13 protein-coding genes are annotated in these 15,169 nt (G+C 70.3%); 8 read left to right on the top strand and 5 right to left on the bottom strand.

The window, feature by feature from the left end:
* Positions 1-42: 42 nt before the first annotated feature.
* Positions 43-441, top strand: a complete 399-nt coding sequence (locus ABD798_RS07565) for a hypothetical protein (protein ID WP_344872038.1) — start codon at positions 43-45, stop codon at positions 439-441.
* Here the strand turns inward: ABD798_RS07565 and ABD798_RS07560 are convergent.
* Positions 420-2,060, bottom strand: a complete 1,641-nt coding sequence (locus ABD798_RS07560) for a hypothetical protein (protein ID WP_344872036.1) — start codon at positions 2,058-2,060, stop codon at positions 420-422. The genes ABD798_RS07565 and ABD798_RS07560 overlap by 22 nt on opposite strands.
* Positions 2,061-2,177: 117 nt before the next feature.
* Here ABD798_RS07560 and ABD798_RS07555 point away from each other — a divergent pair, with 117 nt between their 5' ends.
* Positions 2,178-3,095, top strand: coding sequence for a hypothetical protein (locus tag ABD798_RS07555; protein WP_344872034.1), 918 nt, complete (start codon positions 2,178-2,180; stop codon positions 3,093-3,095).
* Between the two features lie 94 nt (positions 3,096-3,189).
* Positions 3,190-3,906 carry an ABC transporter ATP-binding protein gene (locus ABD798_RS07550; protein ID WP_344872032.1) on the top strand — a complete coding sequence of 239 codons (717 nt, stop codon included), beginning with the start codon at positions 3,190-3,192 and terminating at the stop codon, positions 3,904-3,906.
* A gap of 24 nt (positions 3,907-3,930) precedes the next feature.
* Here ABD798_RS07550 and ABD798_RS07545 read toward each other — a convergent pair whose 3' ends face one another.
* A complete protein-coding gene (locus ABD798_RS07545) occupies positions 3,931-6,165 on the bottom strand; it encodes a hypothetical protein (RefSeq protein ID WP_344872030.1) in 2,235 nt (744 codons plus the stop codon).
* Positions 6,166-6,328: 163 nt separating this feature from the next.
* Here ABD798_RS07545 and ABD798_RS07540 point away from each other — a divergent pair, with 163 nt between their 5' ends.
* The gene (locus ABD798_RS07540; RefSeq protein WP_344872028.1) at positions 6,329-7,084 is read left to right on the top strand and encodes a glycosyltransferase; all 756 of its coding nucleotides are present in this window, start codon (positions 6,329-6,331) and stop codon (positions 7,082-7,084) included.
* Between the two features lie 7 nt (positions 7,085-7,091).
* Positions 7,092-8,273: an L-2-hydroxyglutarate oxidase gene (gene lhgO / locus ABD798_RS07535; protein WP_344872026.1), complete on the top strand. Its 1,182-nt coding sequence runs from the start codon at positions 7,092-7,094 to the stop codon at positions 8,271-8,273.
* Here the strand turns inward: lhgO and ABD798_RS07530 are convergent.
* Positions 8,270-9,655, bottom strand: a complete 1,386-nt coding sequence (locus ABD798_RS07530) for an MFS transporter (protein ID WP_344872024.1) — start codon at positions 9,653-9,655, stop codon at positions 8,270-8,272. The genes lhgO and ABD798_RS07530 overlap by 4 nt on opposite strands.
* A 105-nt stretch (positions 9,656-9,760) precedes the next feature.
* Here ABD798_RS07530 and ABD798_RS07525 point away from each other — a divergent pair, with 105 nt between their 5' ends.
* Positions 9,761-10,597, top strand: a complete 837-nt coding sequence (locus ABD798_RS07525) for a helix-turn-helix transcriptional regulator (RefSeq protein ID WP_344872021.1) — start codon at positions 9,761-9,763, stop codon at positions 10,595-10,597.
* A 210-nt stretch (positions 10,598-10,807) separates the two neighbouring features.
* On the opposite strand, the gene ABD798_RS07520 is transcribed toward ABD798_RS07525, so the two are convergent.
* Both ABD798_RS07520 and ABD798_RS07515 read right to left on the bottom strand, forming a co-directional pair.
* Positions 10,808-10,990 carry a hypothetical protein gene (locus ABD798_RS07520; protein ID WP_344872019.1) on the bottom strand — a complete coding sequence of 61 codons (183 nt, stop codon included), beginning with the start codon at positions 10,988-10,990 and terminating at the stop codon, positions 10,808-10,810.
* A gap of 26 nt (positions 10,991-11,016) precedes the next feature.
* Positions 11,017-13,464, bottom strand: a complete 2,448-nt coding sequence (locus ABD798_RS07515) for a GcvT family protein (RefSeq protein ID WP_344872017.1) — start codon at positions 13,462-13,464, stop codon at positions 11,017-11,019.
* 98 nt (positions 13,465-13,562) lie between these two features.
* Between ABD798_RS07515 and ABD798_RS07510 the strand changes: the two genes are divergently transcribed.
* Positions 13,563-14,489: a phosphotransferase gene (locus ABD798_RS07510; protein ID WP_344872015.1), complete on the top strand. Its 927-nt coding sequence runs from the start codon at positions 13,563-13,565 to the stop codon at positions 14,487-14,489.
* A 14-nt stretch (positions 14,490-14,503) separates the two neighbouring features.
* Positions 14,504-15,076 carry a DUF3558 family protein gene (locus ABD798_RS07505; RefSeq protein ID WP_344872013.1) on the top strand — a complete coding sequence of 191 codons (573 nt, stop codon included), beginning with the start codon at positions 14,504-14,506 and terminating at the stop codon, positions 15,074-15,076.
* Positions 15,077-15,169 lie beyond the last annotated feature (93 nt).

Here is a 15,169-nt window from a genome sequence, read left to right as displayed (position 1 = left end):
TGTCGACAGGGTCCCCGTTGGAACTGGTTCCTGTGAGGAAAAATGCGCAGCTTAATTCTCGTTCCCGTTGTCGCGGCCGCCGCCCTGTCCGCAGGCCTCGTCGGGACCGCCGCCGCGGCACCCGCGGGCATGCCCGCCGCGTGCGCGCAGTTCGCGGCGCTGGTGAAGGACCCGCAGGCCGCGTTCAACATGGAGTGGACCGAGAAAGGCAAGCACATGCGCGGCTGGAAGTGCGCGGTCAAGGAGGCCGCTGCCTGCGAGGTGAACGAGTTCGGCAACACCGCGAAGGTCGTCGACGTCTGGGTCTCCAAGAAGCACCAGCTGAAGTTCTACGAGGGCCTCGGAAACCACAAGTTCGTTGAATCCTACGCACCGACCGGAACTGTGACCCACCTCGCGAAGCCCATCGCTGCCGACGCCTACTGCGTCGCCAGGGGCTGAGGAGCCCACACTCCGGTGAACTGACCGCAGGTGATGCGCTGCCCGTTCAGCCCGGCGCTGATCCTCGCCTCCAGGTCGGTGTAGCCGGTCTCCTGGAACAGCACGAGGTAGTCGCCCTGGGCGTTCAGCTTCGGCACCGTGGCGAGCATGCGCTCCCTGGCGTCGCCGACGAGCTCCAGCGGCAGTGGCCAGTCCAGTGGGAACGGGTTGCGCAACCCGAGCGCCGGGTAGGCGAAGGCGTTGTCCGGCAACACCGCGACGCGTCCGGCGGGGTGGGCGCGCACGCACTCCGCGATCTGCGCGACGTAGCGGTACGTCGACGGCGTGGTGCGCAGCCCGTTCAGCGCGGGGGCGATCAGGCCGAGGCTCGCGGTCAGCTCCTGCTGCGGCTGGTCGCGGTAGGGCGAGGCGTCGTGGGCGTCTGCGACCAGCTTGGACGTGCCCAGCAGGACAACGGCCGCGACCGCGAGCCCGGCCACCGGTCGCAGTGAGCACCTGGGCAGCTCGGGCGTGAGCGACCACAGCACGCTCAGCACGAGCGAGCCGCCGAGCAGCGTCGGCGAGTCGTAGCCCCAGGAGAGCGCGGACATCGCCGCCAGCGCCAGCACGGCCACCGCTCCGTGCGGCGCCCGCTCGTCGAGCGCCCAGCGCGCCACCACGGCGAAGACCAGCGCCCACAGCAGCACCATGCCCCAGTCGCCCGCGCGGAGCATGTCGCCCTGCAGGACGACGAGCAGCGCGAGCGCCGCGGCGAACACGGCCGGGAACGTGGCGATTTCTTTGCGCCGCAACAGGACCAGTGCCGCAGTGCAGGCGGCGAGCCAGAGCATCGTCGTCGCCGCCTCCGGTGACTCCCAGACGGTGAACGCGCGCCGGGGCCACGCGCCCGACGCTCCGCCGAGCTGCTCGACCATCGCCGTGAAGCCGCCCGCGAGCGAGACGAAACCCATATAGGCCAACGGGAACGCGCTCGTCCACAGGAAGTCCAAAAAGGACAGTGAGTGCCGTGCGAGCAGGTAGGTCAGCGTGAGGGCGGCGGCGAACACGAAGCTCTGCTTGGTGAACGCGGCCATCCCGACCAGGAACAGCCCGCCGTACCTCGGCAGCGCCGCGCCCGAGCGCAACCCCGCGCGCAGCGCCCACCAGCCGCAGGCGACGAGGAAGATGCCGTCGATGGTGTGCCAGGCCATCAGCGGGAACGTGTGCAGGTTGACCAGCGCCGCCGCCGCGACCAGACCGGTGCCCAACGGCCCCCAGCTGAGCACGGAGCGCCCGGTGACCAGCGTCGCCAGCGCGATCGTGGCCACCACCAGCTGCACCATCGCGATCATCGCGGAGGTCAGGAACAGCGGGCCGGGCACCGCGAAGTCCAGCGTGTGCAGCAGCGCCGACGCCAGCGGCCGGGCCGAGACGGCGTCGCGGTGCGGGACCTCGCCGTGCAGCAGCCGCCAGCTCAGCGCCAGCGTGAAGCCCTGGTCGGTCGGGTGGAACCCGAACCGGCCGATCCGCGCGACCGCCCAGCCGCTGAGCAGCAGCACCCAGGCGGCGTGCGCGGCGGGCCGCCGCCAAGAGGCGGGCAGTGCCGCGGACCGTGCCCGCGCGGCCAAGGAGACAACCATGCTCCTTACAGCTTCGAAGAGGCGTTCCGGTTGTCCGTGAATTCGCACTTCGGCGAGATTCGAAGGAAAAATCGCTCACGTTCAGCCTTTTTGTGCTGATTGCACTATCTTCTCGGCGTGCGCCGCCCCGTTGTCCTCCCTGTCCTCCTTGTCACCGCCGCCCTCGTCGCCGGTTTCTCGCCCTCGGCCCTCGCCGAACCGCTCGAATCCGCCAAGCCGGACATGACCGCGGCGGTCGCCGTCTACGACCGCCAGCGCGACCGGTTCACGGTCGAGCGGGACGCGGACAAACCGTTCCGCGCCGCGTCGGTGGTCAAGCTGCTCATCGCGCTCGACCACATGTACCAGCGCGATCCCGAGCTGGTGCTGGAGAAGGCGAAGACCGACGAGGCGCGCAACGACATCCTCTACCTGCGCGCGATGCTGCGCGGGAGCTGGGACTACGCGGCGAGCGTGTTCTGGGTGCGCGGCGGCTACACCGACATCGTCAAGCGCATGGTGGAGCGAATCGGCCTGAAGGGCACGAATCCGCCGGAGAAGCCCGGGATGTGGGGCTACACCTCGCTCACCCCGCACGATGTCGTGCGCGTCTACCGGCACATTCTCGACGACGCGCCCGCGAAGTACCGCGACTTCATCATGACCAACATCCACACGTGGGAGAAGTGCGGCGAGGACGCCTGGAACCAGTCCTTTGGAATCCCGCGCGCATTCGGCAAGCCGTGGAGCGCGAAGCAGGGTTGGTCCGCGTGGGGCGCCACCCCGCCGCCCGGTCAGGACTGCTCGCTCGGCGCCGCGCGGACGCCGGCCGGTCCGCCGGTGCCCGCCGCCAAGGAGGACGTGGTCGACCTCAGCAGTCCGCTGCTGCACACCACCGGCACGGTCGGCAAGGACGACCGCAGCATCGTGGTGGTGTTCTCCACCTTCCCCAAGGGCACGACCTGGCAGGAAGGCTCCGACCGCATCACCAGGTACACGCGGGCCCTGTTGCCGTACGTGCCCGGAGCGCGCCCAGGCAGGCCCTCCGATATTTGAGAACCTGACCCCGGTCTATACGCCGAATGGGTGCAGTTCTACGCTGTGTGACCGCACGTAGTAATCGGACTCCGGCGCGGAAGGCATACCCGCGATGACCGAGACAGCGATCGCCACGAGGAACCTCGGCAGGCGGTACGGCAACAAGTGGGCTCTTCGGGACTGCACCCTGCGGGTTCCGGCCGGGCGGGTGGTCGGCGTCGTCGGCCCCGAGGGCGCTGGCAAGTCCACCCTGATGAACATGATGGTCGGCCTGCTGCACCCCACCGAGGGCGAACTGGAGCTGCTCGGCGAGCGGGTCGGACCCACCAGCGTGCTGGAGCGGGTCGCCCACATCGCCGAAGAGGACGCGCTCTGCCGCAACTTCAAGGTGGCGGACCTGCTCACCGCCGCGCGGCTGTTCAACGTGCGGTGGACGCAGAGCATCGCCGAGGACCGGCTGCGCGAGCACGGGATCTCCGTCGACTCCAAGGTCGGCGAGCTCTCCTGCGGTCAGCGCGCCCAGCTCGCGCTCACCGTCGCGCTGGCCACCACGCCGGAGCTGCTCATCCTCGATGTGCCGGTGACGGGCTTGGATCCGTTGGCGCGCAAGGAAACCTTCTCCGCGCTACTGGCGGCACAGGCCGAGACCGGGTGCACCGTCGTGGTGTCCGCGCGCTCGGTCGCCGACCTGGAGCAGCTCTGCGACTACCTCGTCGTGCTCGACGGTGGCGAACTGCGCTTGGCCGGTGACACCGCGGACCTCGTGCGCCGCCACCAGCTCGGCCTCGAAGAGCTCGTCGCCCGCCACCTGGCCCAGCCCGTCGCCTGACGGACCGGGCCAGCGCAGCGGGGGTCAGGCGCTCGCGCGGTCGCGGCGCTTGCGCACGGCGTACAGCACGCTGAACCCGGCGCCGAGGAGCAGTCCGACGCCCAGCAGCGGGATGCCGAGGCCCCAGCCCGGCGGGAAGTAGCTCAGCACCACGGTGCCGTTGGCGGCCTGCGGCAGCTCCAGCTGGACCAGGCCGGCGGGTCCCTGCTTCACCTCGACCGGCTTGCCGTCGACGGTGGCCTTCCACCCCGGCCAGGCCAGCATCGCGAAGGTCACCTTGCCGCCGCCGGAGTACTTCACGGTCTCGCCGGTGAACCCGGTCGAGCGGTCCTCGCTGACCCGCACGCCGGGCGCGGCGTAGGACAGCCGCCCGTCCGGCCACTCGATCTTTCCGTTGCGGTGCAACACGTTCACGATGTGCGTGGTCTGCTGGACCGACCAGCCTGCAGGCGGCTTCGCCGGGTTGAAGTCCGGGACGTAGTCGTTGAGGACCACGACGGTCTCCAGGCGCATCAGGTCGGCGAGCGTCTTGCCGCCGTTGGCCTGCTCCTTCTGCCACAACCGTTGGTAGGCCTCGGGTTGCGTGCCGCCGTGGTACTCCATGTCGAGCTCGTCGGCGAAGGAGGTGAAGCCGATACCGGTGTAGCTGTTCTGCGCCTTCACCCCGGCCACGTGGTACATGTTGCCGAACAGCAGGTCGCGCCACGCGCCGTCCGGGCTGTAGCCGTGCCGCCCGATGGCGGGGCCGATCTCCGCGATCTGCAAGGTGTTCCCGGTGTAGCGGTCGGCGAAGCGCTCCTTCAGCTCGGCCACGTTGGTCGGGAAGTACCACGGCGTGAAGTTGCCGTTCTGCGGCATCACCAGCACCTGCAACAGCAGCACCAGCGCGGTCCCGGCGACGAGCACGGGGGGCAGCAGCTTCGCGCGGTTCTTCATCACCACCCACACCGCCGCCGCCGTGCCCGCCGAGACCAGCACGAAGGCGGGCGCGTGCCACTCGATGTTCTGCGGGGTGTTCGCCCACGCCTGGTAGGTGCCGACGAAGATGATCGCGGCCGAGCCGAGCGCCCTGCGCCGCCACTGGCTCGTGCGCAAGCCCACCGACAGCGCGATGGCCACCAGCACGAGCACCGGCAGGAACACGTACTGCGTCAGCCGCGCGGGCCAGCGGAACAGCCACAGGTCGGACGGCGCGATCGCCATCAACAGGTAGATCGTGCCGAACAGGAACAGTCCGAAGCGCGTGCGCAGCCCCGCCCGCATCGCGCGCCAGGACAGCCACGGCGCGAGCGGCAGGATGAACCACGCGAGGTAGGTCATCGGGAACGTGGTGAACGTGGGGTCGAACATCTCCACGCGCGGCTGGTAGGTCGGCGAGGACATCGTGGCCAGGTCGCCGATCCCCGGGACCATGAAGCCGCTGTTGGAGATGCCGGCGGGCTTGCGCCAGGTGACGGCGGCACCGGTCAGCAGCGGCAGGAACGCCACCAAACCGGTCATTCCGACCGAACCGCCCAGCATGACGATCTGCCAGAACCGCTTGATGTCCTTGATCAGCAAGCGTTCCACGCCGATCACCAGCAGCACGATGATCACGCCGAGCGCGCCGTAGGGGTTGCCGGTGGTCATCGCCAGCGCGCCGAAGGCGAACGGCACGATCGGGTTGAGCAGCCCTCGGGAGAACCGGCGCAGCGACCACCAGAAGTGCGTCAGGTAAGCGAATCCGATCAACCCTGCGACCCAGGCCGAAGCGTCGACGTAGAGCGTGTAGCCCGAAACGGGCAGGGAGATCGCCACGATCGCCGCCGCGAACTCCTTCGCGCCGTACTCGCGGGCCAGGAAGTAGACGCCGAGCGCGAGCACGATCAGGAACTCGACCTTGACGACGGTGGCCGCGAGCGCCAGGTCGGGCAGCGTCGCGACCAGCGCGTAGTTCAGCAGCGAGACCGGGTTCCACAGGCTGATCTGCGCCTCACCGGCGAGGTTGCCGCCCATCCACATGTCCGGGCGCAGCACCGGCCAGTCGCCGGAGAGCAGCTGCTTGCCGATCTCGTGCCAGTACGGCAGGAAGGCCGCGGCCGAGTCGTCCCAGAAGTAGAAGATCGGGTTCTTGATCAGCGGGAACAGCGCGAGCAGGCCGACAACCACGGACACCACCAGCGGGGTGCGCAGGCTGCTCAGCCGCTCCGCCTGCTGGTGGCGGTGCGCCTGCGCTGGGGGAGGGGCGGCCGCGTCACCGCGGGTCTCCGTCGCCGTCACGGGGGTCCTTCCTGGGGCTGCGCCGCGCGCAACCTGGTCGTTCTGGCACAGGGCCCGTCGCGGGTCAGCTGCGGAAGGGCCCACCGCGGCTGCGTGTAAGGTCTGGGCCGCCGTAGCCGGACTTTCACGTCCTCCGGCGGCCATATCGTGCCAGGGAGCTCCAGTGCCGACTTCAGGGACCACCATCTCACTCAGCTACGTGGTGCCCGCGCACAACTGCGCGGCCATCATCGAAGCGACCGTGCGGGAGCTCGGTGAGAGATTCAGCGGTGGTAACGCCGAGATCCTGGTGGTGGAGAACGGTTCCACCGACGAGACCCCCGAGGTCCTCGCGCGCATCGCGGCGAACTGGGCGGTCCCCGGTGTCGAGTTCCGCTCGCTCAGCAGTGAGAAGGGGCTCGGCAACGCGCTGAAGCTCGGCCTGCTCTCCTCGCGCGGCGAGGTCGTCGTGACCACCGCCGACGACCTGCCCTTCGGCTTCGACGAGTACGACGCGGGCATCAAGGTCGACCTGAACCGCTTCCCCGTCGTGGTCGGTTCCAAGGCGCACCCGCAGTCCCAGGTCGGTCGCGGCCTCGTCCGCTGGGTGGCCACCAACGGCTTCCTCGTGCTGCGCACCCTGGTGCTCGGCATGCGCACCCGCGACCCGCAGGGCACCTTCGTGCTCAACGGCGACTGGGCCCGCGAGGTCGCGGTTCGGCTGGAGGAGAAGGGTTTCCTGCTCACCACCGAGCTGATCTACATCGCCGAGCGGCAGGGCGTGCGCACGGTCGAGGTGCCGGTGAGCCTGCGCGCATCGCACGGCGAGCACGGGACCCGGATCAAGCTCGCCGACGTCTGGTACATGGGCGTCGGCCTGGTCAGCGTGCGGCGCAGGCACCGCAAGGCCGCGCGTCGCCCCGCGACAACCAAGGTCTGAGCCGCACGTGCACGTCGCGGTAGTCGGTGGGGGCATCGTCGGCCTTGCTGTTGCGCACGAACTGGCGACGGTTCGCGGTCACACGGTCACGGTGCTGGAGAAGGAGTCCGACTGGGCCACCCACCAGACCGGGCGCAACAGCGGCGTCATCCACGCGGGGCTCTACTACAAGCCCGGTAGCCACAAGGCGAAGATGTGCGTCGCGGGCAACGCGTCGATGGTGGAGTTCGCGCGCCGCAACGGGATCGAGGTCGACGTCTGCGGCAAGCTCGTCGTGGCGACCTCGCCGTCGGAGCTGCCCCGCCTGCGGGTGCTGGAGGAGCGCGCCACCGCCAACGGCGTGCCCGCCGACTTCCTCGACGCCGCCGACGCGATGCAGATCGAGCCCGAGGCGTTCTGCGTCGCCGCGCTGCACGTGAAGAGCACCGGCGTGATCGACTACCGCGAGGTGTGCTCGGCGCTGGTCAAGCGCGTGCGCGCCCGCGACGCCGATCTGCGCACCGGCACAACGGTTCGCGGGATCTCGTCCACTGTGGACGGTGTGGTGCTGGAGACCACGGACGGCGACATCAAGGCCGACTACCTGGTCAACTGCGCGGGACTGCACAGCGACCGCGTCGCGCGGATGGCCGGATTGCGCCCCTCCGCTCGGATCGTGCCCTTCCGCGGCGAGTACTACGAACTGCGCGCCGACCGCCGCGATCTGGTGCGCGGGCTGATCTACCCGGTCCCCGACCCCGCCTTCCCGTTCCTCGGCGTGCACCTGACCCGCATGCTCGACGGTTCGGTGCACGCGGGCCCCAACGCCGTGCTCGCGCTGCGCCGCGAGGGCTACCGCCGCCGCGACGTGACGCCCCGCGACCTCGCCGGAACGCTCGCCTTCCCCGGGTTCTGGCGGATGGCCCGCAAGCACGTGCGCACCGGCTTCGACGAGGTGGCGCGCTCGGTCTCCCGCAAGCGCTTCGCCGCGAGCCTCGCGCGCCTGGTCCCGGCGATCACCGCCGACGACCTGGTGCCCGCGGAGTCCGGCGTGCGCGCGCAGGCGGTCAACCCCGACGGCAGCCTCGTCGACGACTTCCTGATCGAGACCGCGCCGCGCCAGGTGCACGTGCTCAACGCGCCGTCCCCCGCCGCGACCAGCGCGCTGGAGATCGCCCGGCACGTCGCCGACCACGTACCCGCTGACTAGCGCACGGCCCTGGACAGCGCCAGGCCGCTGACGGAGCCGAGGACGAGCAGTCCGGAGAGCAGCGCGAGCGTCACCGAGATGGCGTGGGAGCTGGGCGCGAGTCCCAGGAACACGGTTCCGAACGCGGCGACGCCGACGACCTGGCTGAGCTGCAAGGTCGTGGTCAGCAGTCCGCTGGCGTCGGCGGCCTCGGCCGGGGGCACGTTGCGCAGCGAGTTGCTCAGCAGCGGGCTGAACCCGGCGCCGATCGTCGCGCCCCAGACAGCGAACGCGATGAGCGTGGTCAGGCCGCCGTGGCCGCCGGAACCGAAGCCCACCGCGACGGCGAGGCAGGAGAGCGTGGCGACCGCCAGGCCCACCGGGGTCAGCCAGCGGTGCCACCGCTGGGGCAGCCGCTGCCAGTAGAAGCTGGCGAGGCCGAACGGCAGCCCGAACGCCGTGAAGATCAGCGCGGCGCGCGAGGGGCTGTCGCCGAGGCCGACCTGGAGGTGCAGCGCCGTGCTGAACAGGAACGCGCCGTAGGCCATCGTCGCCAGTGCGAGCGTCACGAGGCCGGAGCGCACTCCGGGAACGCGGAGCACATCGAGGTTGAGCAGCGGGTGCGGCACCCGGCGCTGCACACGGACGAAGATCACCAGCAGCAGCACGCCGACCGCCATCGCCGGGAACGCCCACCCGGGCCAGCCCTGCTCGTGCCCGAGCACCAGCGGTGTCACGACGAGCAGCACTCCCGGCAAGGACAGCGCGAGCCCGACCAGGTCCAGCCTGCGCGCGCCGGAAGGGGTGTCAGCTGGAGCCACCCGCTTGACCAGGGCGAACACCGCGATGCCGATCGGCACGTTGATCAGGAAGACCGGCCGCCAGCCCAGCCCGAACAGGTCGGCGTCGATCAGCGCCCCACCGACGAGCATGCCCGCGACGCCGCCGGTCGCGATCACCGCCGAGTACGCGGACAGCGCCTTCGCCCGCGCCGCCCCGGCGAACCGCAGCTGGATGACGCTCATGACCTGCGGCATCATCAGCGCCGCACCCGCGCCCTGGGCGAACCGCGCGACCACCAGCGCCGCGGCCGTCGGGGCGAGGCCGCACAGCAGCGAGGTCGCGGTGAAGATCAGGACTCCCGTCCGGAACAGCCTGCGCGTGCCGAACAGGGCGCCGAGCCGCGCTCCGGTGATCAACAACGTGGCGTAGCTGACCGTGTAGCCCGCGACGACGAGCTGCAACTCGCTGCCGGAGGCGGCCAGGTCCGCGCGGATGCTGGACAGGGCGACGTTGACGATCGTGACGTCGAGCAGCGCCATGAACTGACCGAGCAACAGGGTGCCGAGCAGTAACCAGCTACGGCGGTCGGGGAGAGCGGGGGACGGGTCGAGAACGGTCATGACGACCACCGTGCGCGCCCGGTCCGGGCGCTACCGAGAGCCCAACGATGCTGGTAGTCCCACTACCACCTTCGTTCTGTCGTACCTCGGTGCCACACTCGTACCGTGACCACGACGGAGCGACCGGGCACCCGCCGCCGCACGGCGCTCGCCGAGTTCCTCAAGGCACGGCGAGCGCGGATCGACCCCACCGACGTCGGCCTGGAACCGGGCGGGCGACGCCGGACCGCCGGCCTGCGCCGCGAGGAGGTCGCGCTGCTCGCCGGTGTCGGCCTGACCTGGTACACGTGGCTCGAGCAGGGGCGGCCGATCAACGCCAGCTACCAGGTGCTCGACGCCATCGCGCGCACCCTGCTGCTCGACGCGCCCGCGCGCCTGCACCTCTACGACCTCGCCGAGGCCACGCCGGTCCGCTTCACCGCGCCGACCACCGAGGTCCCGGAGTCCGTGCTGATCGTCCTGCGCTCGCTCGACCCCGTGCCCGCCGTGCTGGTCAACTCGCGCTTCGACGTGATCGAGGCCAACGACGCGCACACCGAGCTGTTCAGCGGCTGGCACAGCCTGCCGTGCGTGCACAAGAACCTGCTGTGGTGCTGCGTCACCGAGCCACTGGCCCGCCAACGCATCACCAACTACGACGAGGTGGTGCCCTACTTCATCGGGCGGCTGCGCGCGGAGTACGCGCGGCACGTCGACGACCCGGAGTGGGGCGAGGACATCCGCAGGCTCTCCGAGCTGAGCGAGGAGTTCCGCGAGCTGTGGGGACGGCACGACGTCATCGCCCCCAGCCCGAGCAACCTGCGCTTCGACCACGGCCGCGCGGGCGAGCTGACCTTCGTCAACCAGGAACTCGTCGCCGAAGGAGCCGGTGACCTGCGGATCCGGGTCTACACCCCCGCCGACGCCGCCACCTGGGACCGCCTCCCCCGCACCCGCGCCTAGGACCTGTCCTGTAAGCGGTTGAGCTGCGCATTCCGGTCACGGTCTCGCCGGGGGGTTGGGGTGTCTTCAAGACCCCCCAACCCCTCTGTTGATCATCGTTAACCGCCGCAAACCCAGCGGCCTTGCGGGGTTTGCCGTCGTTCGAGACGGCTGGGGCGGGGGTTTGCGGGTCTTGAAGACCGGCGAACCCGATGACTTACAGGACAGGCCCTAAACGGGGGCCACCAGGCCGGGGAAGCGGCCCCGGCCGTCGCAGGAGCGGCAGGGGCGGATCTCGTCCATGGTGATCGGGCGGCCCTCGGTGATGCCGCAGCGGCCGACGCTGCGCTCCCGCATGCCCAGGCAGCCGGGACAGAGGGTGTGCGCGGTGGTCGCTCGATTGGGGGTGCTCACGAGTCCCGAAGGTACCGATCCGTCGCTCACTGTCGAACGCGTTCTCCCCGGGGATCGAACAGCGGTTGCTTGGACACAACGGCCGGTACCCAGGTGCCGAACAGCTCGACCTCGGCGCGCGTGCCCGGTTCGGCCAGCTCAACGGGCAGGTACGCGTAGGCGATGGACGCGCCGACGGTGTAGCCGTAGCCGCCCGATGTGACCCTGGTCAGCACCTTGCCGTCGACGCGAACGGGCTCGCTGCCGAGCACCACGTGACGCGGGTCGCCGAGCACCAGGCAGGCGAGCTTCCTGGTCAGCCCGCGCTCCCTCGCGGAGAGCAGGGCGTCGCGGCCGAGGAACGGCTTGTCGAGCTTCACGCAGAACCCGAGCCCTGCCTCGTACGGGTGAACCTCGGGGGAGAGGTCGGAGCCCCAGAGCCGGTAGCCCTTCTCCAGCCGCAGGCTGTCGATCGCCCGGTAACCGCCCGCGACCAGGCCGTGCTCCGCACCCGCCGCCCAGAGCGTCCGCCAGAGCGCGGCGCCGTACTCGGCCGAGCAGTACAGCTCCCAGCCGAGCTCGCCGACGAAGGTCACGCGCAGCGCGCGCACGGGAACGTCGCCGACGGTGGTCTCCTGCGCGGTCAGGTACGGGAACGCCTCGTTGCCGAGGTCGGCGGGGGTGAGCGGGGCGAGGATGTCGCGGGCGCGCGGCCCCCAGAGCGCGAAGCAGGCGAACTGCCCGGTCACGTCGGCGATCCGGACGTCGGCGCCCGCGTGCCTGCGCAGCCAGCCGATGTCGTGCGAGCCGAAGGCCGTGCCCGTGACGATCATGAACTCGTCCTCGGCGAGGCGGGTGACCGTGAAGTCGCACTCGATGCCACCGCGCGCGTTCAGCGCCTGGGTGTAGGTCACCGCGCCGATCTCGCGCGCGACATCGTTGGCGCACAACCAGTTCAGCAGTTCTGCGGCGCCGCGCCCGCTGACCGAGATCTTCGAGAACGAGGACTCGTCGAACAGTCCGGCGCGCTCGCGGGTGGCGAGGTGCTCGGCGCCGATCGCGGGCGACCAGTTGCGCCCCGCCCAATCGTGCGGCCGGAGCGAGGCGTCTCCACCGTCCACATTGGACTCGTAGTGGTTCACCCTTTCCCAGCCGGACTTCTCGCCGAAGCTCGCGCCGTGCTCGACGTGCCACGAGTACGCGGGGGACACGCGCAGCGGCCGTCCCGCCGAGCGCTCGCGGTGCGGGTAGGGGATGTCGTAGTAGGTCTCGTAGTTCTCCACGACGCGCTTGCGGGTGTAGCTCGGCGAGCCGTAGTGCTTGCCGAAGCGCCGGATGTCCATGTGCGAGACGTCGAGGCCGGGATCACCGCTGACGATCCACTCCGCCATCACCTTGCCGACGCCGCCCGCGCCCGCGATGCCGTGCGCGCAGAACCCCGCCGCGACGAAGAACCCGCCGACCTCGGTCTCTCCCAGGCAGAACTCGTTGTCCGGGGTGAACGCCTCCGGCCCGTTGATCATGCGGCGGACGCCGATCGTGCCCATCACCGGCACGCGCGCCTCGGCGTTGGCGCCGATCTCGGTGAACCGGTCCCAGTCCTCGGAGAGCAGTTTTCCGTTGAAGTCACTGGGAATCGCCTCGAACGCTGAGCCGCTCTGCGCCCACGGCCGGGAATCGCGCTCGTAGCCGCCCATCAGCAGCCCGTCGACCTCCTCGCGCCAGTACACGAGGTTGTCCGGATCGCGCAGCGTCGGCAGGTGCGAGCCGTCGCGCTCGCGCACCGGATCGGTGACCAGGTACTGGTGCGACATCGGCACGATCGGCACGCGGACGCCCACCATCCGCCCGATCTCGGCGGCGAACATGCCACCGCAGTTCACCACGATCTCCGCCTCGATCTCGCCGGAGTCGGTTCGCACGCGGTGCACCCGCCCGTCGCGCAGATCGATGCCGAGCACGCGCGTCTTGGTGAAGATCTGCACGCCCCCGGCTCGTGCGCCCGCGGCCAGCGAGTACGTCAGCTGCGAGGGGTCCACGTAGCCGTCGGTCGGCAGGTACGAGCCGCCGAGCACGCCGTCGGTGCTCATCAGCGGGAACAGCTCTTTGGCCTCAGCGGCGGAGATCTCGCGCAACGGCAGGTCGAAGGTGCGCGCCCAGCCGATCTGCCGCCGGGTCTCCTGCAAGCGCTCCGGCGTGCAGGCGAGCCGGATGCCGCCGCAGGGCACCCAGCCGACGGGGTTCGCACCCGCCTCCAGCTTCGCGTACAGCTCAGCCGAATAGGTGTTCATCCTGGTCAGCGTCGGGTCCGCGCGCAGCTGGCCGACCAGCCCGGCGGAGTGGAAGGTGGAGCCGCTGGTCAGCTCGGCGCGGTCGAGCAGCACGACATCGCGTTCGCCCAGTTCGGCGAGGTGGTAGGCGATGCTCGTGCCGCCGACGCCACCGCCGATCACGACGACGCGGGCGCGGGCGGGGAGCTTTCGGTCCGTGGCCACACCCCATTCGTACCGGCCTGCCGCGCGCGGGGGAACGCCTTGACGCAGACGATCACCCGCAAGACACTCGACGGTTCCCGGCTGGGGGAGGACGCGCGATGACGGCGACTGTTTCCGACGTGCTCGACCTTGTGCCCGGCTGGGCGGGGAAGTCCGTCGAGCGGTTGCCGCTCACCGGCGGGCTCAGTCACCAGGTCGGCCTGGTCAGGGTGGACGGCACCGAGTTCATCGTGCGGGTGCTCGACCCCGCCGTCTCCACCGCCGGGCTCGGCGTTCCGTTGGAGCAGGAGATCGCCAACACCGTGCGCGCCGCGGAGTCCGGCGTCGGCCCCGCCGTGCTGCACGTGCTGGACGAACCGCCGACGCTGGTGCTGGAGTACCTGCCCGGCACCACGTTGTGCGCCGCCGCCGTGCGTGAGTCCGCGCGCATCCCGAAGATCGCCACCGCTGTGCGCGCGCTGCACACCGGGACGCGGCCGTTCGTCAACGACATGGACATCTTCGACAAGCTCGCCGAGCTGCTCGGGCTGTGCGAGCGGCACGGGCTGACCACGCCCGAGGACTACCGCGATCACCTGCCGCTCGTCGAGGACGTGCGCGCGGCACTGTCGGCGAATCCGCTGCCGAAGGTGCCGTGCCACAACGATCTCCTGGCGGAGAACTTCATCGACACCGGCGACCGCGTGCGCATCGTCGACTACCAGCTGAGCGGGATGAACGACCCCGGCTTCGAGCTGGGCAACATCGCGGCGGAGTCCCAGTTCACTTCGGAGCTGACCGAACTGCTGGCGCGGTCGTACTTCGGCGAGGAGTTCCGGCCCGGCCTGCTCGCGCGGACGCGGCTGTTCTCGATCATGTCGAACTTCACCTGGACGCTGTGGTTCTGCATCCACCACGGCCTGCTCGCCAGGCCCGGCAGCGACTTCGACTACTGGGGCGAGGCCGCGTCGAAGTGGGGGCGCGCGCGGGCGGCGCTGGCCGATAACGAGCTGGGCCGGTTGCTTGACCTCGCCCGCCGGGGGTGATGGACACTCTCCTGGTGAGGCGTACCCACCTGACCGCTGCCCTGCTCGTCGTCGCGACCGTCGCCGCCGGTTGCGCCCAGCCGGTGCGCGGTGAGGCGCTGGCCGGGCCGACACCACCGCCCACCACCACGTCCCGGCTGCCGGGCTCCGCGCCGTTCGACCCGTGCAAGATCATCAGCTGGAAGGACTTCCCGCTGGACGTCCGCACCGTCGAGGACGTCACGCCCAGGCACCGCCCACCGAACCCGCAGGAGCCCAACGAGGTCTACTCCGACGGGTGCGCGTTCGACAACAACGAGCTCGTGCCGTTCAAGGCGTTCATGACCCTGGTCATCTGGGGCTCGATCACCAAGATCCGGGTGGACCCGAAGAACCCCGGCGACAAGCCCGTCATGTACGGCAACCGGCGCGGCGTGCAGACCGCCGACGTCGACGAGAAGGGCGTGAAGGGCTGCGTCACCCGCTTCACCCTGGACTACGGCCAGGTCGGCGGGGTCTCACTGATCAACGGCCGCTTCCCGGACGTCGACCCGTGCACGGTCGTCGACGCGCTCGCCGCGAAGATCGTCGAACGCCTCGACTCCTGAGGCCGCCGGGTTCGGGTGTCTTCAAGACCCGCAAACCCCCGCTTCAGAGGTCGCCAACCGCCACAAACCCCACCCGGGGTTTGCCGTCGTCAG

Origin of the sequence: Allokutzneria multivorans, assembly GCF_039537405.1 — a bacterium.
GTDB lineage: Bacteria > Actinomycetota > Actinomycetes > Mycobacteriales > Pseudonocardiaceae > Allokutzneria > Allokutzneria multivorans.
Note: the sequence above shows the minus strand (reverse complement) of the source record. Positions and strands in the feature narration are given on the sequence as shown.